Raw genomic sequence first — 20,593 nt, 5'->3', positions numbered from 1 at the left:
ACCTTTGCGCCGAAAATTAAATTGAGTAATTGTAAATTGCCAAATTGTAAATATTATCATGGGTTATATTTCAGACGACACTCGTAAAGTGACTACACATCGCCTTGTTGAAATGAAGCAAAGAGGCGAAAAGATATCAATGTTGACATCTTATGACTATACTATGGCGCAGATTGTAGACGGTGCCGGTGTAGACGTGATTCTGGTGGGAGATTCCGCTTCCAATGTAATGGCAGGCAATGTCACCACGCTTCCCATCACGCTCGACCAGATGATTTATCATGGCAAATCCGTGGTTCGCGGTGTGAAGCGTGCTATGGTCATCGTCGACATGCCTTTCGGCTCTTATCAGGGCAACGAACTGGAGGGATTGGCTTCCGCTATCCGTATTATGAAAGAAAGCCATGCCGACGCCCTCAAACTGGAGGGAGGCGAGGAAATCATCGGTACGGTGAAACGTATCCTTAGCGCCGGTATTCCTATCATGGGACATCTCGGACTGATGCCCCAATCCATCAATAAGTATGGAACATATACTGTCCGTGCCAAGGATGATGCTGAAGCCGAGAAACTGGTACGCGATGCGCATTTGTTGGAAGAAGCCGGATGCTTCGGACTGGTATTGGAGAAGATTCCCGCCGCATTGGCTGCCCGAGTGGCCAGTGAGTTGACTATACCCGTTATCGGCATCGGTGCCGGTGGCGATGTGGACGGCCAGGTGTTGGTGGTTCAGGATATGCTGGGTATGAATAACGGTTTCCGTCCTCGTTTCTTGCGTCGCTATGCTGACCTGCATACAGTGATGACGGATGCCATCAGCCGTTATGTATCTGATGTGAAGAACTTAGATTTCCCGAATGAGAAAGAACAGTACTAACAAACTTATGACACTCAATTTTTGGCGGATGTGTACGGCAAATCTGTTGCTGTACATATCCGTCTATATGCTTTTTCCTTTGCTCCCTTTTGTGATGGGAGAGCAGTTGGGTGTTTCCGTCGGACAGGCGGGCAGCATGTTTCTGGTTTTTGCGGTGGCCATGTTTGCTGTCGGTCCTTTTCATGCCTATCTGGTCGATGAATATAAAAGGAAGCACGTGCTCCTTTACTCCACACTCATTATGCTGGCGGCTGTTCTGGGATATGCCTTTGTGGATGGTTATACGAAATTTCTGCTGCTTGCCGCTGTGCAGGGAGTATGTTTCGGGCTGGCAACCACAGCGGGCATTACGGTGGCCATCGACATAACGACTTCCACACGCCGCAGTGCAGGAAACATGGTATATGCATGGGCTGCATGCTTGGGCATGCTGGTGGGTGTTATGTTGGGCATTGGAATGTATAAGATGTATGGTTTCCGTATGGTGACCTATCTGTCCGTAGCGGTCGGACTGGCCAGCATATTTTTCGCATCGAGGGTATATGTGGCTTTCCGTGCTCCGATAGGCGTGTCGCTGTGCAATATGGACCGTTTCTTATTGCCGCGTGCATGGGTACCTGCCATCAATATGCTGCTGATTGCTTTTGTACCGGGAGCATTGCTACCGCTGATGTTTGTGGGCGATTATTGGTCATTGGCGGCATTGGCTGTACTGGTGTTCATTACAGTCCCGTTCATGAAGATGTTTGTCAAATTGTCGCACCACTGCCAGCGTGGAACGGCAAACACCACTTGCCATTTGTTTATGGAAGCAGGGCTGCTGGTGGGCATGGCTGTGGCTTGCCACCTGATGGACAGAGTACAGATATACCATGTGGCATCTGTTGCTGCTATGCTTGCCGTATTTTTCTTTGTGCTGCTGACCTATCCTTATTATAAGAAGAAGCGGGTGAGGTAAGGGATAAATACAATCAATCCTATAATGGCCGCCGTTGCAGCACATACCAATACTGCTCCGGCGGCTATGTCTTTTACTTGCCCTGCAATGGGATGTCGTTCCGGAGAAACCAGGTCGACCAGCTTTTCAATGGCGCTATTGAACAGTTCAGCTGCTATCACCACTCCGATGCAAAGAATAACAATCATCCAATCGATCCGGGTAATCTCCAATAAGAATCCGGCAATCACCGTAACCACTGTGGCAATCAGATGGAAGCTCAGGTTCTGTTCTTTTCCTATGCAGCACCGGATACCTTTCCAGGCATATCCGAAACTGCGCAACTGCTTTTTAAAGTCGTACTTCATGGATTATAGTTGTCATTTAATTCCTTGAAACTTGTTTCACTCCCTTTACCGTCCTTAGTTTTTTGACAAGTGCTTCCAAATGTCCCGTGTCGTTTACCATGATGGTCAGCGTTCCGGAAAACAGCCCGTCATGCGAGTCAATACCGATGCTTCTCAAGGTAATACCCGTTTCTTTGGAAATGATGGAAGTGATGTTGGTCACGATGCCGATGTCATCGTGTCCCACTACGCGCAGGGTGATGGGGTACTGTGTACCTTGTGACTTTCCGGCCCAGCGTGCTTTCACGATACGGTAGCCGAAACGTGAGTGCAAATCACTGGCATTGGGACAATCGCAACGGTGTATCTTGATACCTCCCGTTACACTGACAAAGCCGAATACATCATCTCCATAGATGGGATTGCAGCAGCGTGCCAACTTGAAATCTAATCCTTTCAGATTTTGGTCAATGACCAGTACATCTTCTTTAGTACCTATCTCTTCCGGTATGCCTTGTTGAAGGTTATAGCCTTCAGCACTGCGGTAGACAATATCGTCACGTGTGTCGTTTTCCCGTTTTTGCTGTTCAAGATATTTGTCTATAATCTCGTTGACATCCAGCACTTCATCGGCAATAGCCTGGTAGAAGTCTGTCACTACCTTGAAGCCGAGGCGCTTGATGAGGCGCATCATGGTTCCTTCATCATACTCTATTTTCCGGTTCTTGAACTTGCGTTCCAGGGTTTCCTTGGCGAAGGCGTGCTGGCGTGCAGCCATTTCCTTCAACGCCTGGCGTATTTTGGTACGCGCCTTAGAGGTGGTTACGATGTTCAGCCAGTCCTGCTTGGGTGTCTGCGTATTCGATGTCATTATCTCTACTTGGTCACCGCTATGCAGCATTTGCTTCAACTGTACATTTTTGCCGTTCACTTTGGCACCGATGCATTTGCAACCTAGTTTGCTGTGAATATGAAAAGCAAAATCGAGCACGGTGGAGCCTTTAGCAAGTTTGAACAAATCGCCTTTCGGGGTAAATACAAATACCTCGTCTTCGTACAAATCCAGTTTGAACTGGTCCATCGTTTCCAGTCCGTTGCTGTCCGAGCTCTCTAAGGCTTCGCGTACGGAAGTCAGCCATTCGTCAAGACCAGATTCACCTTTCACTCCTTTGTATCGCCAATGGGCGGCCAGGCCTCGTTCGGCAATATCATCCATGCGTTCGGTACGTATTTGTACTTCCACCCATTTGCCTTCGGGACCCATCACGGTGATGTGCAGTGACTCATATCCGTTGCTTTTAGGTACGGACAGCCAGTCGCGTAGCCGTTTCGGGTTAGGCTGGTACATATCTGTTACGATGGAGTAGGCCTGCCAACATTCCAGTTTCTCCTTGTCCAGGCAAGAGTCCAGAATGATGCGGATGGCAAACAAGTCATACACGCCTTCGAAGGGGCATTTCTGCTTCTTCATTTTTTGGTAGATGGAGTGGATGGACTTGGTGCGTCCTTTAATGTGGAACTTTAGTCCGGCGTCTTCCAGTTTCTTTTGTACCGGTGCAATGAAAGAGGCGATGTACTTGTCGCGTGATGCCTTTGTCTCGTTCAGCTTGTCCTTGATATGATAGTAAACCTCTTTTTCGGTATATTTCAGCGAGAGGTCTTCCAGTTCCGACTTCAATTTATACAGACCCAGCTTATGGGCAAGGGGCGCATAGAGATAGGCCGCTTCGTTGGCTACCTGCCGGCGGGCTTCATCGTTCTTGCAATCTTTTATCTGCCGCATGATGTTTACGCGGTCGGCAATCATAATGAGAATGACACGCATGTCCTCGGCGAAAGTCAGCAACAAGTTGCGGAAATTCTCGGACTCGATGGTAGGGCTTTTGGAATAAAGTTCGTTTACACGTATCAATCCCCGGATGATGCCTGCCACGTCCTCGCCATAAATTTGCTCTACTTCTTGGGCGGTGCAAGTACCGCAGCGCACGGAGTCGTGCAGCATGAGTCCCAGAATGGAGGCGCGCTTCATGCCAATTTCTTCCGCTACGATGACAGCCGTTTGCATATCTTTGATGACGGGATTCAAACCGAATATATCACGCTGGATACGGTTGTTCTGTATAGTGTTGACAAGATGTGTTTTCAGCTTTTTGCAGTCCCCCTTCTGGAGGGTTTCTCCGGAAAGTTGCAACAGTTTGCGGTAGAGCGAGAAGAGTAAATCTTTCTCTTTAGTAGTGAAAAATTCATCAGTTTCCATAATCGTCCGTATTTTATGCTTCAAAGGTAAGTTTTTTCTTCATTTTCTTGACGGCAGTTCTGCTTTTTTTGTATTTTTGGGCATGAATTAATAAAACAAGATATTATGATAACACCGCAAGACAAAGAGTTGCTCGAAAATAAAGGCATCTCCGAAGAACAAATAGCCGAACAGTTGGCTTGTTTTGAAAAGGGTTTTCCATACTTGAAACTGTCTGCCGCTGCTTCTGTAGAGAAGGGGATATTGGCTCCGGATACGGATGAACAGAAGAAATACCTGGACGCTTGGGAGGCATATACACAGACCGATAAGGTGGTAGTGAAGTTTGTACCGGCTTCGGGTGCTGCTAGCCGTATGTTCAAAAACTTGTTTGAGTTTCTTGGAGCAGATTATGATGCCCCCCAGACAGGCTTTGAAAAGACTTTCTTTGAGAAGATAGAGAAGTTTGCCTTCTATGACGACCTGAATATCGCTTGCCGGAGAACTGCCGGAAAGGATATATCGGCTCTGCTTGCTGCCGGAAACTACAAGGCGGTTGTTGCAGCCTTGCTCGAAGGGGCCGGACTGAATTATGGTGCGCTGCCCAAAGGACTGCTGAAGTTCCATAAGTATGAAGACGGTAGCCGTACGCCGTTGGAAGAACATTTGGTAGAAGGGGCCTTGTATGCTGTCAATAAAAATGGTAAAGTGAATGTACATTTCACGGTTTCGCCCGAACACCGTGCCTTATTCAAGGCTTTGGTGGACGAAAAGGCTGCCGCTTATGCTAAGAAGTACGGGGTGGATTATAACATCACCTTTTCGGAACAGAAACCGAGTACTGATACCATTGCTGCCGATATGGAAAACAAACCGTTCCGTGACAATGGTAAACTTTTGTTCCGTCCGGGCGGTCATGGTGCATTAATTGAAAACTTGAACGACCTTGATGCGGATATTATCTTCATAAAGAATATCGACAATGTGGTACCCGACAAACTGAAGGGTGACACCGTATTATATAAAAAGCTGATTGCCGGTGTACTGGTAGCTTTGCAGCAGAAGGTATTTGCCTATTTGCAGTTGCTTGAAAGCGGGAAATATACACACGAACAAATTCTTGAAATCCTGCAATTCCTGCAGAAGCAACTCTATTGCAAGAACCCGGAGACGAAGAATCTGGAAGATGCCGAACTGGTGATATACCTGAAAGAAAAACTGAACCGTCCGATGCGCGTCTGCGGTATGGTGAAGAACGTAGGCGAACCAGGTGGAGGTCCGTTCTTGGCATACAACAGTGACGGCACTATCTCTCTGCAGATTCTGGAAAGTTCGCAGATTGATATGGACGATCCGGAAAAGAAGGAAATGTTTGAAAAGGGTACCCATTTCAATCCGGTGGATTTGGTTTGCGCTGTACGTGACTATAAAGGACATAAGTTCAATCTTGTGAAGTATGTGGATAAAGCCACGGGGTTCATCTCCTATAAGTCCAAGAACGGCAAGGACCTGAAGGCGCTTGAACTTCCCGGTTTGTGGAACGGCGCCATGAGTGATTGGAATACTGTATTTGTAGAAGTGCCTCTGACTACATTCAATCCGGTAAAGACGGTGAATGATTTGTTGAGAGAACAGCACCAATAAAGGAATTTACTATTAGACGATTTACTATTTACTATTGGCTGTGCTGTAATCGGGTAGCGGATGGTGAATAGTAAATCGTCTGATTGTATAGTGTTGAATAGTAAATTGAAAATTGTCAAATAGTAAATAAATAGATAGGATGAAAAAGATTTTATTGTTGGGTTCTGGTGAACTGGGCAAGGAGTTTGTAATTTCCGCCCAACGCAAAGGTCAGTATATTATCGCCTGCGATTCGTATGCCGGAGCGCCTGCCATGCAAGTGGCAGATGAATGTGAAGTATTCAGCATGCTTGATGGAGATGCTTTGGAACGCGTGGTACGCAAACACCAGCCGGATATCATTGTTCCGGAAATCGAGGCTATCCGTACGGAACGTCTGTACGATTTCGAGAAAGAAGGCATTCAAGTGGTGCCCAGTGCACGCGCTGTGAACTTTACTATGAACCGTAAGGCTATACGCGACCTTGCAGCTAAAGAGTTGGGACTGAAAACAGCTAAATATTTTTATGCCAAATCTCTGGATGAACTGAAAATTGCAGCTGAAAAGATAGGTTTCCCATGCGTGGTGAAACCGCTGATGTCCTCTTCCGGCAAAGGCCAGTCTCTCGTAAAGAGTGCCGACGAATTGGAGCATGCTTGGGAATATGGCTGTAATGGTAGCCGTGGAGACATAAAAGAACTTATCATTGAGGAATTCATCAAGTTCGACAGTGAGATAACATTGCTCACCGTAACGCAGAAGAATGGCCCGACCTTGTTCTGCCCGCCTATCGGCCATGTACAGAAGGGTGGGGACTATCGTGAAAGCTTCCAGCCTGCCCATATTGACCCTGCCCATCTAAGGGAGGCGCAGGATATGGCAGAGAAAGTGACCCGTGCCTTGACCGGTGCCGGATTGTGGGGAGTGGAATTCTTTCTCAGCCATGAGAACGGTGTCTATTTCTCCGAACTTTCTCCACGTCCGCACGATACGGGTATGGTAACCCTGGCCGGAACCCAGAATCTGAATGAGTTTGAATTGCACTGTCGTGCGGTGCTTGGTCTGCCTATCCCTGGCATCAAGCAGGAGCGTATAGGAGCCAGTGCTGTCATCCTCTCTCCGATAGCCAGTCAGGAACGTCCCAATTATCGTGGCATGGAAGAGGTTACAAAAGAAGAGGATACTTATCTGCGTATTTTTGGCAAGCCTACTACCCGCGTAAACCGCCGTATGGGTGTAGTGCTGTGTTATGCACCTCTTGACAGTGATCTTGACACGTTGCGCGACAAAGCGAAGCGTATTGCTGATAGGGTAGAGGTATATTAATGATTGGTGATGAATGATTGGTGATTTGTTGATGAATGGATACCATCGACAAATCACCAATCGTCAGTATTAATCATTGAAAAAGAGTCCGGGATAGATCTCTCCTCCAAGTTCTGTTACATCGAGGCTTTGTAATAGTTTTCCATCCGGAGCATAGAACAGTTGGAATTCTTCATCGGAATTGTATTGTTCCACCTCAATTATAATCACTGTGGGATGTTTGGGAAAGGTGATGATTCTTACGTCCCTTAACTTCATGCCGGCCATTGTACTGCTCATGAATGCTTCTGCCACGGGAGCCGGCACTTTTTCCAGTGACTCTACATCCGTTTCAGTCATGACCCACTCCGCTTGTTTATTGAACCAGACATCAACTTCCTGACCATCTGCAATAAATTCTGCCACGTAGCAACTGGCCATTTGCTCCCATTCCACATCCGTTGCTTGAGGATAGAGCTTTTGAAAAGCTGTTTGTATATTTACGGGAAGACGTCCTTCCGCAAAAGCGGACACTGACAGCAAGACAAGTAGTCCTGCCAGAATACCGAATTTGAACTTTTTCATAATCAAGGTTGTTTTGAGTTTTCTGTAAGAACAACCTTGTTGTGTTTTTGTTTCCGGAAATCAGTATATTGGTTGATGCATTTTTAAACATCAGTGAACCGGCCTTTGTATACAAAAGCTTTTTCTCCGAAATCCACTTCCGGCAATACGGCATCTTCCTTGAATAATCCGTAAACAGATGACCCCGAACCACTCATGGAGGCATATACAGCTCCTTGCCGATACATCTCTTCCTTGATTTCTCCGATAGTGGGAAATTGGGGGAATACGCTTTCTTCAAAGTCATTGACCATTCGTCCGTTCCATTCTTCAACGGGAAGTTGGGCAATTTCTTTCAGAGACATTTCCGGATGATGCGGTTTTATTTTTGCAAAGGCATCCCGTGTAGAGACGAAAATGTCCGGCTTCACCAACCATATCCGATATCCTTTCAGTGAGAGGGGAAGGGGAGAAAATATGTTTCCGATACCTTCTGCGTAAGTCGGACGGTTTTTGATGAAGAAGGCACAATCGGCACCCAGCTTGGCGGCATACTCTTCCAGAGTGTCATCCGGCAGTCCGAGTTCAAACTTATTATTCAGAAGCTTCAGCATGAAGGCTGCGTCGGCCGAACCGCCACCCAGTCCGGCTCCCGAGGGAATATGCTTGAAGAGATGGATGTCTACCGGAGGAAGGTTGAATTGGTCGTCCAGCAACTTGTAGGCTTTCACTACCAGGTTGCTCTCTGCTTCTCCCTCAATTTCCAGACCTGCCTGATGCAGACGGAACTTTCGGTTTCCTTCGTTCAAGATATTTATTTCCAAAGCATCTTCTATGGGAACCGGATAGAAAATGGTTTCCAGATTATGGTATCCGTCCGGACGCTTCTCTGTGATATTCAGTCCCAGGTTTATTTTGGCATTTGGAAAAGTCAGCATGGCGTTGAAAATTAAGAATTAATAATTTAAAATTAAAAGGGGAAGCTATGAAGTGCAGCTTCCGAAGACAAAGTTAGTGATTTCTGTTCATAGTAGATTGAAAACTTAGCAATGATTTATTTACCGCTTATAAATAAATTCGCTTATCTTTGCCATACGAGCGAAGATAGGCTGCACCTCAACATAACTTTTTCATGCAAGCATGAAAGTTATGTATTCGGTTTGCATTATCTTTGCTTCCCCTTTCTAAAAGGGAAGTTCATTTAATTTTTAATTTTCAATTATTAATTCTTAAAGTGGCAGAACAAAGAAGAACATCCCGTACTCCGAAAGGAAAGGCACCACAGCCCGTAACAGACTACGGACGTATCCAGCCGCAAGCGCCGGAGCTGGAAGAAGCAGTCTTGGGAGCCTTGATGATTGAGAAGGACGCTTATTCGCTGGTAAGTGAAATTCTTCGTCCGGAGTCATTCTATGAGCATAGACATCAGCTGATATATTCCGCTATTACCGATTTGGCCGTGAATCAGAAGCCGGTCGATATCCTCACCGTGAAGGAGCAGCTTTCAAAGCGGGGAGAATTGGAGGAAGTGGGCGGCCCGTTCTATATTACCCAACTTAGCAGTAAGGTGGCATCTTCTGCACACATCGAATATCATGCACGTATCATTGCGCAGAAAGCTTTGGCACGTGAATTGATTACTTTTACCAGTAATATCCAGAGCAAGGCTTTCGACGAGACGCTGGATGTGGACGATTTGATGCAGGAGGCCGAAGGAAAACTGTTCGAGATTTCCCAGCAGAACATGAAGAAGGATTATACACAAATTAATCCTGTCATTGCCGAAGCCTATGATTTGATTCAGAAAGCTGCTGCCCGTACCGATGGTTTGAGTGGCTTGGAAAGTGGGTATACCAAGCTGGACAAGATGACTTCCGGATGGCAGAAGTCCGACCTCATCATTATTGCAGCCCGTCCTGCTATGGGTAAAACGGCGTTCGTACTTTCCATGGCGAAAAACATTGCCGTGAATTTCCGCAATCCCGTAGCGCTGTTCTCGCTTGAAATGAGTAACGTGCAGCTGGTGAATCGTTTGATATCCAACGTGTGCGAGATTCCGAGTGAGAAAATCAAGAGTGGTCAGTTGGCGGACTATGAATGGCAGCAATTGGATTACAAACTGCGTGACTTGCTGGATGCTCCGCTTTATGTGGATGATACGCCTTCTTTGTCGGTATTCGAACTCCGTACGAAGGCACGGCGTCTGGTACGTGAGCACGGAGTGAAGATTATCATCATCGACTACCTTCAGCTGATGAATGCAAGCGGAATGTCTTTCGGCAGCCGTCAGGAAGAAGTTAGTACCATTTCGCGTTCATTGAAAGGTTTGGCCAAGGAGCTGAACATTCCTATCATCGCTCTGTCGCAGTTGAACCGTGGTGTGGAGAACCGTGAAGGCGAGGAAGGCAAGCGTCCCCAGTTGAGCGACCTTCGTGAATCCGGTGCCATCGAGCAGGATGCCGATATGGTGTGCTTCATCCACCGTCCCGAATATTACAAGATTTATACTTCTGCCGATGGCAGTGACTTGCGCGGTATGGCGGAAATCATCATAGCAAAGCACCGTAACGGTGCCGTGGGGGATGTGCGTCTGAGGTTTATCGGACAGTACACCCGTTTCCAGAATCCCGAGGATGATATGGTTATTCCACCTCCGACGGAGGGTGGAGGAGCTACATTTGGTTCACGTATGAATGCGCCTATCGGAAGTACGGCAACACCGCCACCTCCATCGGCTGCTGATTTTCCGCCACAGACGGACAACCCGTTTGGAGGTGTGGGGTCGGACGGGCCATTGCCTTTCTGATGTATTTTTATGGCTACACCCTTTGCCTTGAATGCCTATACTATCGTAGAGTGATGGCTACACCTTTAGGTACAAAGGGTGTAGCTATTTAAATGCTGTATTCGAGCCTATTTGCTTATTCTAAAACCTTCAATGTGGACAGTAAGAACGTCAATCTTACTTTTGCTCCCTTTTCCGTTTTGATTGTGCCTCGGGCATCTGCTGTTCTGTGTTTATTTTATCAGTGGATAGGGTATCTTGTTTTATTTCTTGTTCCTTTCTCAGCCGCTTGAGTTTCCATCTGTTCCAGAAAAGGAGCTCACTCCATTTGTTGAAATCCTTTTTGAAGATAATACCAATACCTTGTGTTGTCAGATTTGTCCGGGTGTAGTAGCGGTCGTTCGTTTCGTTGTACGCTTTCAGGCGGATGTCTCCGGAACGGTTGACGAGCCATTCCGCTTCAAAGTCTCCCACAAAATTGGTATTTGCTATCGGATTATCACGATAACCAAAATTACCATTGATAAGTAGTCGGTTATTCAATAATTGTCCTGAAAGCATAGTCTCGAACTCCATGTCTGTCCAGCCTCTTTCACCGGTACTGAAATTGGTGCCGAAGTTCCAGTTATTGACATCGAGAATGTTCGATAAAGCGTTATTCAACTGTCCGGAAAGGGTGGATGAAACAACACTGGACATCATATTCGAATTCTGGGTGGCTCCTAAGTTTTCCGGGGTATAGAACTTGCCGATAGCCAACAGATAGAGTATCTGCATGTTCATTTGCTCGTCGGTAGGAATATAGTTACGGACAATGGCCTGCACTTCATCGCGTTCGTTGGGCAGTTCGATGTCGAATTTTACATCAGGTGAGGTCAATTGTCCGGTAAGGTCCATCATACAGTTCACTTTTACATTTGTCTGGCTGATGTAGCCGGAGGTTGCCTCGTTGGGCATTAGGTCATTTAAGGATGCTGAGTTGACCGTATAACCTGCTTTTATGTCCAGAGTGGCATCCAGTGGCGAGCCGTTGAATGTAATGGAACTTCCATCCCTGATAATAAAGTCCTTTCGGATAACCTCTTGCAGACTGAATTTATAGACTCCCTGGCTTATCCGGTAACTGCCAAACATCTTTACATCTCCTTTATTGAAGAACTCAGTACGGATATTTCCAGTTCCCCGTCCACTGATATAGTCGCCAGCGATAGGGTCCATGATAATCTTCATGGTAGCGTCGGGAGTGGCGTCTATCAAGAGATTCAGCCGGATATCAGTGTCGCTCTCTCTTTCTTCCTCGATTTCCTTTTGGGCAATTTCGTAGTCGGAAAGGCGGATAGAGTCTTGTACGGCACGGCGTGGTGTCTTGTCCACAAATTTGATGAACTGGTTGCTGACTGCTGTAGATACGTTATCTTTTATATAGGTAAAGGTAGTGTTGCGATTGGTAGTCATTGCAACATCAATGTTAACGCCATCTTGGGCATTACCGGCAATAGTGGCATTTCCCGTACCGTAGACGGTGCCGTAGAAGGGATAGTCCGGTGATTCTTTGGTATTCATCACCAGCATGTCGTTGACATTGAAATTGAAACGGTACTCCAGGTTCTTAAAATGCTGATAGTGCAGATAGCCGCTCATACTTCCTTGATGCCCTTGCGTGTCGAAAATGCGGTTGTTGCGGAAGGTCAACCCGCCGGGCTCGATGTAGATGCTGTCTTTGACGGAGAAAGTGGTGTTGAGCACGTCTACCTTCATAGAAGCATCGCCGAATACACGCCCTTCCATGGTGAGAGCCTTGAATTTGCCATAGAAATGTACATGGCCGGTAGCACGTCCGTTGAATTCGGGCGTGATGCTACTCATATAATGATGTATAAACTTCAAGTTGGTACCGTCCGCTTCAATTTGGAGATCCAATGAACTAGTGGGCTTCAAAGGATAGATATAGCCATACACATGGCTTTTGGCAATATCTTTCTCCCGGATATGGGCATCCAGATAGATGCCCTTCACGTCGTGGTGCCATTCTCCGTGTATGTTGGCATCACCCAGCAAGCCTTCGTTCAATCCGAGGTTGCGGATAAACAAGTCGGTGCTCATGACGGGGTTTTCCAATACTCCGCTGGCGAAAGCCGGACCGGTGGCTTCTCCTTTGAAATTGACTCCGAGGTCTGCAATGTCGAACACATAACCGATGTTGATTTCCTTCAAATCCAGACGTACTGTATCTTCGGGTTGTGGTGAAACGATACCATTGATACGCAAGTGCCGGTCTTTATGGCTGAAGTAGAAATCATTGACATACACTTTGCCGGAGTCGAGTACTACTTGGGAAGGATGTATATCCCACAGCGTATCGTTCAGTATCACGTTGGTGGGCTGGACATCAATGACGGTTTTTAAGGGGGGAAGTTTCCTCTTGCTTTCATTCGCTTCGTTCTGTTCACGGATGAAGTGGGCGACGGCGGCGAGTTTCCCGCTGTAGGTTACAGTGCTACTGTTACCCCAATTCAGCGTGGTCTGTATGTTATTGTTCCGGGCTTGCGCTTCTAAAGCTATATTGACAGCGCCGTTTGATTTGCGGTTGCTGAAGCGTAGGCGTGTATGGAACTGGTCACCGGGATTCTCGCAAAGGAACATTCCGGATTCGATGAATTTGTTTCCATAACGGAGACGGGGAAAATAGCCTTCTACGCGGAGCCGCTGTGCCTTGTCATTGAAGTATCCCTTAATGGTGGAATGGGTATATACTTTTACCGGAATCTGAAAGACGGTGGAGAACAGTTCCGTATTGTAAATGTGCATGTCAAAATGGAAATTGTTCTCTGTCTCTATGGGTTTCTTGTCTGGCAGAATCAAGGCGGGGATATAACGTCGCATGATATTCAGTACACTGGCAGGCAGGGTACGATAAGAGTAGTCACCTTCTATGCTACCTTGGAGAAAGTTGGATTGGATGGTCAGCCGTTTCTGGCCTTCGCTTTCTCTTATGGCAGATATCTTCAGATTGTCCAGGAAGTATTGTGTTTCCGGAGCTGCGAATAGTAAGCTGTCAACGTTGATTTCACCGTTCATCTCGTCAATGGAACCGCCGGTGAAGTCTGCCTTGACTTTGACTGATATTTCCGTATCTTCATAGTTGGGTGTAAGATGTAGGGCATGAGGACGAAATTTGTCGATGCTTGCCTGAAAGTTGAAAGTCGGTACCCGACTGGCGGTATTGATGGTGCCGTTCAAAATAACAGAACCATTGGTGTCATCCAAGGCGACTTTTCCCGTGAAGCCTCCCTGCTTGTATTCTCCATCTAGGGTGATATTTTCGTAATTGTAGTCGCTGTAATCAATGGAGGCAACCAGCCCTTTCAGCAGTACGGACGGGTATTGGTTTTCGTAATGGTTGCTGTTGACATCTAGATTGAAAGTTACTTTACCCAGTTTCTTGTTGCCCAGCATCTTGCCCAGCTCAAACTCTTTGGTTTTCACTGCACCGGAATAGGCAAAATAACCTTTATCTTTGTTAGAACTTAGTTTTACGTCAGTTTGGATGGTTCCGATGTCAGTGCGTACTTGTCCGTAAGTTACGAGGTCTGTGAAGTAGCCCGAGACTTCTCCACGGAAGGAAACCGTTCCTAAGTGTTGCAGGACGGGAGGTACTCCATTGTAGTTCTTGCTGAAATTCCGGACAAAGAAGGCAATTCCTTCCGGGTCTGCGTACAAATTGGACAAATTACCGAATACATAAGCATTTTCCGGATGGGAAAGGTCTTGTAGAGATACGTCTCCCCTCAGATAAAAATGATTTCCGACAGAGACGGAAAGGTGCGGGCAATTCAGTTGATTGATGGTGCCGTCCGTCTGTACCTCTACTTGCAATTTTTCCTTGAAAGAACCAAAAGCCGGAACAAAAGCCGATAAATCCTGCAAGGCGATTTGAGAGGGCAGCAAATGGAATGAGAAACGGACATCTTGGGCAAGATTGTCAAACGCCCCCAGACTGTCATAATCCATGTGTATAGTATCCATTGCCAAAGAGGTGTTGGGGAGGTCGATAGCGAAATTTTCGATTTTCATCCGTTGGTCATTGCCGATAACCTTTAGACTTAGTTTCTTCAATTCAAATCCGGAATGTTCTTCTTCGATGCTCAGACGCTTGATGGCGGCATTGATAGAATCATTTTGTAATGCTTTTAGGGAGATGTTTGCAATAATGTTACGTAAACGGAGATGCTGTGGATTGAATTTTCCCGGAGTCTCTTTCTCGGACAGCACATCATACGAAACCTTTCCGCGGCGTATCAGTAAGGAATTGATACGGAGATCCAGGTTGTTTTTCTTTTGAACTGTATCTTTGGATGCGAATGCGTCGAGTACAAACTGAAAATTAGGTTTATCCTTGGGAGTCTGCTTGCTTAGATTGATGTTAAAGCCGAACAATTGTATGTTACTAATGGATATTTTGCCGCTGAATAGGGGGAGAATATCGAATTTGGCAGAAAGACGGGTCACTTTCAGCATTTCCTTGCCGGATTGGTCGTTCAGGAGCAGGTCGTCGATGATGATGCGGTTCAACAATCCTATGTTTATTCGCCCGATGGAAATCTTGCTGTCCAGTATGGAAGCCAGTTCATTGGCAACAAATACAGACATTTGTCGCTGAACAGATGGAATGTTCAGCAACAATATGGTACCAATGTACAATCCCAATACAATACCGAGTACCCAGCGTACTGTTTTTTTTAGCTTTCTGATAGGCGGTTAATTTTTATAATCAGCCAACAAAAATATGAAATAATACGTTATGAATCGTACTTTTATCACTATTTTTGCAGCGTTTAAACGTAAATAAACATTATGAGTACAATAATCTTGGGAATAGAATCTTCTTGTGATGACACTTCTGCAGCTGTCATCAAAGATGGTTATCTGCTTTCGAATGTGGTGGCCAGCCAAGCTGTGCATGAAGCATACGGTGGGGTAGTGCCTGAACTGGCTTCCCGCGCGCACCAACAAAATATAGTTCCGGTAGTGCATGAGGCATTGAAACGCGCCGGAATAACCAAAGAGGAATTGAGTGCTGTGGCCTTTACGCGTGGACCGGGATTGATGGGATCATTGTTGGTGGGGGTATCTTTCGCCAAAGGGTTCGCCCGTTCATTAGGTATTCCAATGATTGATGTTAATCATTTGACTGGTCATGTGTTAGCTCATTTTATTAAAGTAGAAGGTGAAGATAATGTGCAGCCGGGATTTCCTTTCCTCTGCTTGCTGGTTTCCGGTGGAAACTCACAGATTATCTTGGTGAAAGCCTATAACGATATGGAAATTTTGGGGCAGACTATTGATGATGCCGCCGGTGAAGCCATTGACAAATGCTCAAAGGTGATGGGATTAGGATATCCGGGTGGTCCAATTATTGACAAGCTGGCTCGGCAAGGTAATCCTAAAGCCTTCTCGTTCAGCAAACCGCATATTCCAGGGTTGGATTATAGTTTTAGCGGACTTAAGACCTCGTTCCTTTACTCTCTGCGCGACTGGATGAAGGACGACCCTGATTTCATCGAACATCACAAGACGGATTTGGCGGCATCGCTGGAAGCTACCGTCGTAGATATCTTGATGGATAAGTTGCGCAAAGCCGCCAAGCAATATAAAATAAAGGAAGTGGCTGTTGCCGGAGGTGTTTCTGCCAATAATGGATTGCGTAATGCTTTCCGTGAGCATGCCGGGAAGTATGGTTGGAAAATATTTATTCCGAAGTTCAGCTACACAACGGATAACGCTGCCATGATTGCCATTACCGGATATTTCAAGTATATGGATAAAGATTTTTGTCCGATGGAAGCACCTGCTTATTCACGGGTAACTTTAAGATAATATATATAATAAGGTATGAAGCTGGAAGAAAAGGTAGGAGAGCTGCTGAAAGCAAAGAAATTGTCCCTTTCCACCGCAGAAAGTTGTACGGGTGGAGGAATTGCCGCTCTGATAACTTCCGTTCCTGGCAGTTCGGAATACTTTAATGGTAGTATAGTGGCGTATTCCAATGAAATAAAGATGTCTTTGTTGCATGTATCTGCCGAAACATTGGAAAAATATGGAGCAGTAAGTCGTGAAACTGTTACAGAAATGGTGAAAGGTGCGATGAAAACGCTGAAAACAGATTGTGCAGTGGCTACTTCCGGTATTGCAGGTCCTGGAGGTGGGACTTCGGAAAAACCGGTGGGTACGGTGTGGATAGCTGTTGCCTATAAAAATGAAATCGTTACCATGAAGCAGGAGGGAGACGAGGGAAGAAAGGGAAATGTGGAAAAAACAATTCAAAATGCCCTTTTGTTGCTTTATGAGAAGCTGAAATGAGGAAAAAATGCTATCGTACAGTGAATTATTTTAAGAAAAACTTGTTTGGTAACGATAAAAGTGCTTACTTTGCGCTCTGTTTGAAATAGGCAAAAAAGAAAACTATAAAATTAAGATAGAAATGTCAAAGATTTGTCAAATTACCGGAAAGAAGGCCATGATTGGCAACAATGTTTCACACTCAAAGAGAAGAACGAAGAGAACCTTTGATTTGAACTTGTTTAACAAGAAGTTCTACTATGTAGAGCAAGATTGCTGGATCAGCCTTAGCATTTGCGCTAATGGTTTGCGCATTATTAATAAGAAAGGACTGGACGCTGCTTTGAAAGATGCGGTAGCTAAAGGTTATTGTGATTGGAAAAGCATTAAAGTTATTGGCTAAAGTAGAGGAGAATACTGATTATGGCAAAGAAAGCAAAAGGTAACAGAGTACAGGTGATTCTGGAATGCACAGAACACAAGGATAGCGGTATGCCGGGTACTTCTCGTTATATTACGACGAAGAACAGAAAGAATACCACAGAGAGATTGGAGTTGAAGAAATACAACCCGATTCTGAAGAGAGTGACAGTACATAAAGAAATTAAATAATAAATCTATAACTTATGGCAAAGAAAGCGGTAGCAACCTTGCACGAAGGAAGCAAAGAAGGACGTTCTTATACAAAGGTTATCAAAATGGTGAAGTCTCCTAAGACTGGTGCTTACATCTTTGATGAACAGATGGTCCGTAATGAAGATGTTCAGAACTTCTTTAAGAAATAAGATAAATACAGTGGCTGTAAAGCGCTAATGACTTATAAAGATCCCCTTGTCGGTATTTCCGGTAAGGGGATTTCTTTTTAAAAAGAGGACGAAGTTTTTAATATTCGTCAGTTTTGTTATATCTTTGCAGGGAATGCGAAAACAGGTTGCATAAAAATAATTAGTGTATGGGATTTTTTAGTTTTTTCTCCAAGGAAAAAAAGGAAACATTAGATAAAGGATTATCTAAGACCAAAGAAAGTGTATTTGGCAAGATTGCGCGTGCCGTGGCAGGAAAGTCAAAAGTTGATGATGAAGTATTGGATAATCTGGAAGAGGTGTTGATAACTTCGGATGTGGGCGTGGAAACGACACTGAAAATTATTGAACGTATCGAAAAGCGTGCAGCAGCCGACAAATATATGAATGCCACTGAGCTGAATCATATTTTACGTGATGAAATCGCAGCGTTGCTTACAGAGAATAATTCGGAGGATGTGGATGACTTTGAAGCACCGATTGCGAAGAAACCATACGTCATTATGGTAGTGGGCGTCAATGGTGTAGGGAAGACTACTACGATTGGCAAACTGGCTTATCAGTTCAAGAAAGCCGGAAAGTCTGTTTATCTGGGTGCTGCCGATACTTTCCGTGCTGCTGCTGTGGAGCAGTTGGTGATATGGGGTGAACGGGTAGGTGTGCCTGTTGTGAAGCAGAAAATGGGTGCTGACCCGGCTTCTGTCGCTTTTGACACACTGAGTTCCGCAACTGCTAATAATGCCGATGTGGTAATTATAGATACGGCAGGACGCCTTCATAATAAAGTCGGTTTGATGAATGAACTGACGAAAATCAAGAATGTGATGAAGAAGGTTGTCCCTGATGCTCCGAATGAGGTGTTGCTTGTGTTGGATGGCTCAACCGGGCAGAATGCATTCGAGCAAGCCAAGCAGTTCACTCTGGCAACGGAGGTTACGGCAATGGCTGTTACAAAGTTGGACGGAACAGCCAAGGGTGGCGTAGTCATCGGCATTTCAGACCAGTTTAAAATTCCGGTTAAATATATTGGATTGGGTGAAGGAATGGAAGATTTGCAGGTGTTCCGTAAAAAGGAATTTGTTGATTCACTGTTCGGGGAGAATGCATGAAACGGAAGACTATAGATATCATCACTTTAGGATGTTCTAAAAACCTGGTGGATTCGGAACATTTGATGCGTCAGTTGGAGGAAGTGGGATTCCATGTGACACATGATGCGGAAAGACCGAAGGGACAGATTGCCGTAATCAATACTTGCGGTTTCATCGGTGACGCCAAGGAGGAATCCATTAATATGATTCTGGAATTTGCGCAGGCCAAGGAGGAAGGAAACTTGGAGAAGCTTTATGTAATGGGTTGCCTTTCGGAACGTTATCTGAAGGAATTGGCCGTTGAAATTCCCCAGGTGGATAAATTCTATGGTAAATTCAATTGGAGAGAGTTGTTGCAGGATTTGGGAAAGGCCTATCATGACGAGCTGCACATAGAGCGCACATTGACCACTCCCAAGCATTATGCCTATTTGAAGATATCCGAAGGGTGTGACCGTAAATGTTCTTATTGCGCTATTCCCATCATTACGGGACGGCATGTGTCGCGCCCGATGGAGGAGATACTTGACGAGGTGAAGTATTTAGTTGCACGGGGTGTAAAGGAATTCCAGGTTATAGCCCAGGAGTTGACCTATTACGGAGTAGATTTATATAAGAAGCAAATGTTGCCCGAGCTTGTTGAGCGGATTTCGGATATTCCCGGAGTGGAGTGGATACGCTTGCATTATGCCTATCCGGCACATTTTCCGGCTGATTTATTCCGTGTGATGCGCGAGCGTGACAATGTATGCAAATATATGGATATTGCCCTGCAACATATCAGTGACAATATGCTGCAAAAGATGCGTCGCCATGTGACGAAGGATGAGACGTATAAGCTGATAGAACAATTCCGTGAGGAGGTTCCCGGTATTCATCTCCGTACTACACTGATGGTGGGGCATCCAGGAGAAACTGAAGCCGATTTTGAGGAGCTGAAAGAGTTTGTCCGTAAAGTGCGTTTCGATAGAATGGGGGCTTTTGCGTATTCGGAAGAAGAAGGGACGTATGCCGCTGCTGAATATGAGGATTCTATTCCCCAGGAAGTGAAACAAGCGCGCTTGGATGAGTTAATGTCTATTCAACAAGGCATTTCAGGGGAGTTGAGTGCGGAGAAAGTAGGCAGGCAGATGAAAGTAATCATTGACCGGCTGGAAGGCGAATATTATATTGGACGTACAGAATTTGATTCTCCCGAAGTGGATCCTGAGGTTTTGATTGAGCGTGGAGACAGGGCGTTGCATATAGGTAACTTTTACCACGTAGAGATAGTAAATTCCGATGATTTCGACCTTTTTGGACGAATAATTTAAAGATTTTTCCTTATCTTCTTGCATATGTGAAGAAGATTTGCTAATATAGCACCGTAGTTCAATTTAAAGGCTTACATTTTGAATAACAAAGAGTTTACTTCTGAATTGTCGCGGAGGTTAGGGTACACATTGAAAGATACTTCTGAGCTGGTTGCTTCATTGCTGGCAGATATGACACGGCAGTTGGAGGAGGGGAATATTATCTCTATACAAGGGTTCGGTACATTCGAAGTGAAAAAGAAGGCAGAGCGTATATCTGTGAATCCGACTACAAAGCAACGTATGCTGGTGCCTCCCAAATTGGTGTTGACCTATAAGCCGAGTACATTGTTAAAGGATAAGTTTAAGTAACCGGCTTTTAAAAAATCTCCC

Annotated in this window: 18 protein-coding genes; 13 read left to right on the top strand and 5 right to left on the bottom strand. The window is 45.5% G+C overall.

Annotation, left to right across the window (positions count from 1 at the left end; genetic code table 11):
* Window positions 1-55 precede the first annotated feature (55 nt).
* The gene (gene panB / locus EYA81_RS00615; protein ID WP_025832138.1) at window positions 56-877 is read left to right on the top strand and encodes a 3-methyl-2-oxobutanoate hydroxymethyltransferase; all 822 of its coding nucleotides are present in this window, start codon (window positions 56-58) and stop codon (window positions 875-877) included.
* A complete protein-coding gene (locus tag EYA81_RS00610) occupies window positions 858-1,835 on the top strand; it encodes an MFS transporter (RefSeq protein WP_117600878.1) in 978 nt (325 codons plus the stop codon). Before panB ends, EYA81_RS00610 begins: the two co-directional genes overlap by 20 nt.
* Here the strand turns inward: EYA81_RS00610 and EYA81_RS00605 are convergent.
* Together EYA81_RS00605 and EYA81_RS00600 are read right to left on the bottom strand one after the other, a co-directional pair.
* Window positions 1,811-2,182, bottom strand: coding sequence for a diacylglycerol kinase family protein (locus tag EYA81_RS00605; protein WP_117600877.1), 372 nt, complete (start codon window positions 2,180-2,182; stop codon window positions 1,811-1,813). The two genes, EYA81_RS00610 and EYA81_RS00605, sit on opposite strands and share 25 nt — an antisense overlap.
* 16 nt (window positions 2,183-2,198) lie before the next feature.
* Window positions 2,199-4,418 carry a bifunctional (p)ppGpp synthetase/guanosine-3',5'-bis(diphosphate) 3'-pyrophosphohydrolase gene (locus EYA81_RS00600; RefSeq protein WP_131225258.1) on the bottom strand — a complete coding sequence of 740 codons (2,220 nt, stop codon included), beginning with the start codon at window positions 4,416-4,418 and terminating at the stop codon, window positions 2,199-2,201.
* Window positions 4,419-4,523: 105 nt separating this feature from the next.
* Between EYA81_RS00600 and EYA81_RS00595 the strand changes: the two genes are divergently transcribed.
* Together EYA81_RS00595 and purT are read left to right on the top strand one after the other, a co-directional pair.
* Window positions 4,524-6,041 carry a DUF4301 family protein gene (locus EYA81_RS00595; RefSeq protein ID WP_117600875.1) on the top strand — a complete coding sequence of 506 codons (1,518 nt, stop codon included), beginning with the start codon at window positions 4,524-4,526 and terminating at the stop codon, window positions 6,039-6,041.
* Between the two features lie 139 nt (window positions 6,042-6,180).
* On the top strand, window positions 6,181-7,347 hold the full coding sequence (gene purT / locus EYA81_RS00590) for a formate-dependent phosphoribosylglycinamide formyltransferase (protein WP_057089426.1): 1,167 nt from the start codon (window positions 6,181-6,183) through the stop codon (window positions 7,345-7,347).
* Between the two features lie 69 nt (window positions 7,348-7,416).
* Here the strand turns inward: purT and EYA81_RS00585 are convergent, their stop codons facing one another.
* Both EYA81_RS00585 and ispE read right to left on the bottom strand, forming a co-directional pair.
* Complete coding sequence (locus tag EYA81_RS00585) at window positions 7,417-7,911, bottom strand: PepSY-like domain-containing protein (protein ID WP_117600874.1); 495 nt, start codon at window positions 7,909-7,911, stop codon at window positions 7,417-7,419.
* Between the two features lie 83 nt (window positions 7,912-7,994).
* Window positions 7,995-8,828 carry a 4-(cytidine 5'-diphospho)-2-C-methyl-D-erythritol kinase gene (ispE, locus tag EYA81_RS00580; protein ID WP_117600873.1) on the bottom strand — a complete coding sequence of 278 codons (834 nt, stop codon included), beginning with the start codon at window positions 8,826-8,828 and terminating at the stop codon, window positions 7,995-7,997.
* Between the two features lie 296 nt (window positions 8,829-9,124).
* On the opposite strand from ispE, the gene dnaB reads away from it, so the two are divergent.
* Complete coding sequence (gene dnaB, locus EYA81_RS00575) at window positions 9,125-10,696, top strand: replicative DNA helicase (RefSeq protein ID WP_008664493.1); 1,572 nt, start codon at window positions 9,125-9,127, stop codon at window positions 10,694-10,696.
* 156 nt (window positions 10,697-10,852) lie between these two features.
* Here the strand turns inward: dnaB and EYA81_RS00570 are convergent, their stop codons facing one another.
* Window positions 10,853-15,325, bottom strand: a complete 4,473-nt coding sequence (locus tag EYA81_RS00570; protein ID WP_131225257.1) for a translocation/assembly module TamB domain-containing protein — start codon at window positions 15,323-15,325, stop codon at window positions 10,853-10,855.
* Window positions 15,326-15,529: 204 nt separating this feature from the next.
* Between EYA81_RS00570 and tsaD the strand changes: the two genes are divergently transcribed.
* From tsaD to EYA81_RS00530, 8 genes are all read left to right on the top strand, one after another.
* Window positions 15,530-16,552: a tRNA (adenosine(37)-N6)-threonylcarbamoyltransferase complex transferase subunit TsaD gene (gene tsaD / locus EYA81_RS00565; protein ID WP_131225256.1), complete on the top strand. Its 1,023-nt coding sequence runs from the start codon at window positions 15,530-15,532 to the stop codon at window positions 16,550-16,552.
* A gap of 15 nt (window positions 16,553-16,567) precedes the next feature.
* On the top strand, window positions 16,568-17,035 hold the full coding sequence (locus tag EYA81_RS00560; RefSeq protein WP_117600870.1) for a CinA family protein: 468 nt from the start codon (window positions 16,568-16,570) through the stop codon (window positions 17,033-17,035).
* Between the two features lie 121 nt (window positions 17,036-17,156).
* Entirely contained in the window at window positions 17,157-17,417 is a 261-nt protein-coding gene (gene rpmB / locus EYA81_RS00555; protein WP_004291052.1) for a 50S ribosomal protein L28, read from the top strand.
* Between the two features lie 20 nt (window positions 17,418-17,437).
* The gene (gene rpmG, locus EYA81_RS00550; protein ID WP_002560155.1) at window positions 17,438-17,626 is read left to right on the top strand and encodes a 50S ribosomal protein L33; all 189 of its coding nucleotides are present in this window, start codon (window positions 17,438-17,440) and stop codon (window positions 17,624-17,626) included.
* 14 nt (window positions 17,627-17,640) lie between these two features.
* The gene (locus tag EYA81_RS00545) at window positions 17,641-17,799 is read left to right on the top strand and encodes a DUF4295 domain-containing protein (protein WP_005827735.1); all 159 of its coding nucleotides are present in this window, start codon (window positions 17,641-17,643) and stop codon (window positions 17,797-17,799) included.
* A 167-nt stretch (window positions 17,800-17,966) separates the two neighbouring features.
* Window positions 17,967-18,926 carry a signal recognition particle-docking protein FtsY gene (ftsY, locus tag EYA81_RS00540; RefSeq protein ID WP_005827738.1) on the top strand — a complete coding sequence of 320 codons (960 nt, stop codon included), beginning with the start codon at window positions 17,967-17,969 and terminating at the stop codon, window positions 18,924-18,926.
* The gene (gene rimO / locus EYA81_RS00535) at window positions 18,923-20,221 is read left to right on the top strand and encodes a 30S ribosomal protein S12 methylthiotransferase RimO (RefSeq protein WP_005837204.1); all 1,299 of its coding nucleotides are present in this window, start codon (window positions 18,923-18,925) and stop codon (window positions 20,219-20,221) included. Before ftsY ends, rimO begins: the two co-directional genes overlap by 4 nt.
* Before the next feature lie 78 nt (window positions 20,222-20,299).
* A complete protein-coding gene (locus EYA81_RS00530; RefSeq protein ID WP_005827742.1) occupies window positions 20,300-20,572 on the top strand; it encodes an HU family DNA-binding protein in 273 nt (90 codons plus the stop codon).
* Window positions 20,573-20,593 lie beyond the last annotated feature (21 nt).

The organism is Bacteroides sp. A1C1, assembly GCF_004328515.1.
Taxonomy (GTDB): Bacteria; Bacteroidota; Bacteroidia; order Bacteroidales; family Bacteroidaceae; genus Bacteroides; species Bacteroides uniformis.
The sequence above is the reverse complement of the archived record's forward strand: the minus strand, read 5'-3'. Positions and strand labels throughout refer to the sequence as shown.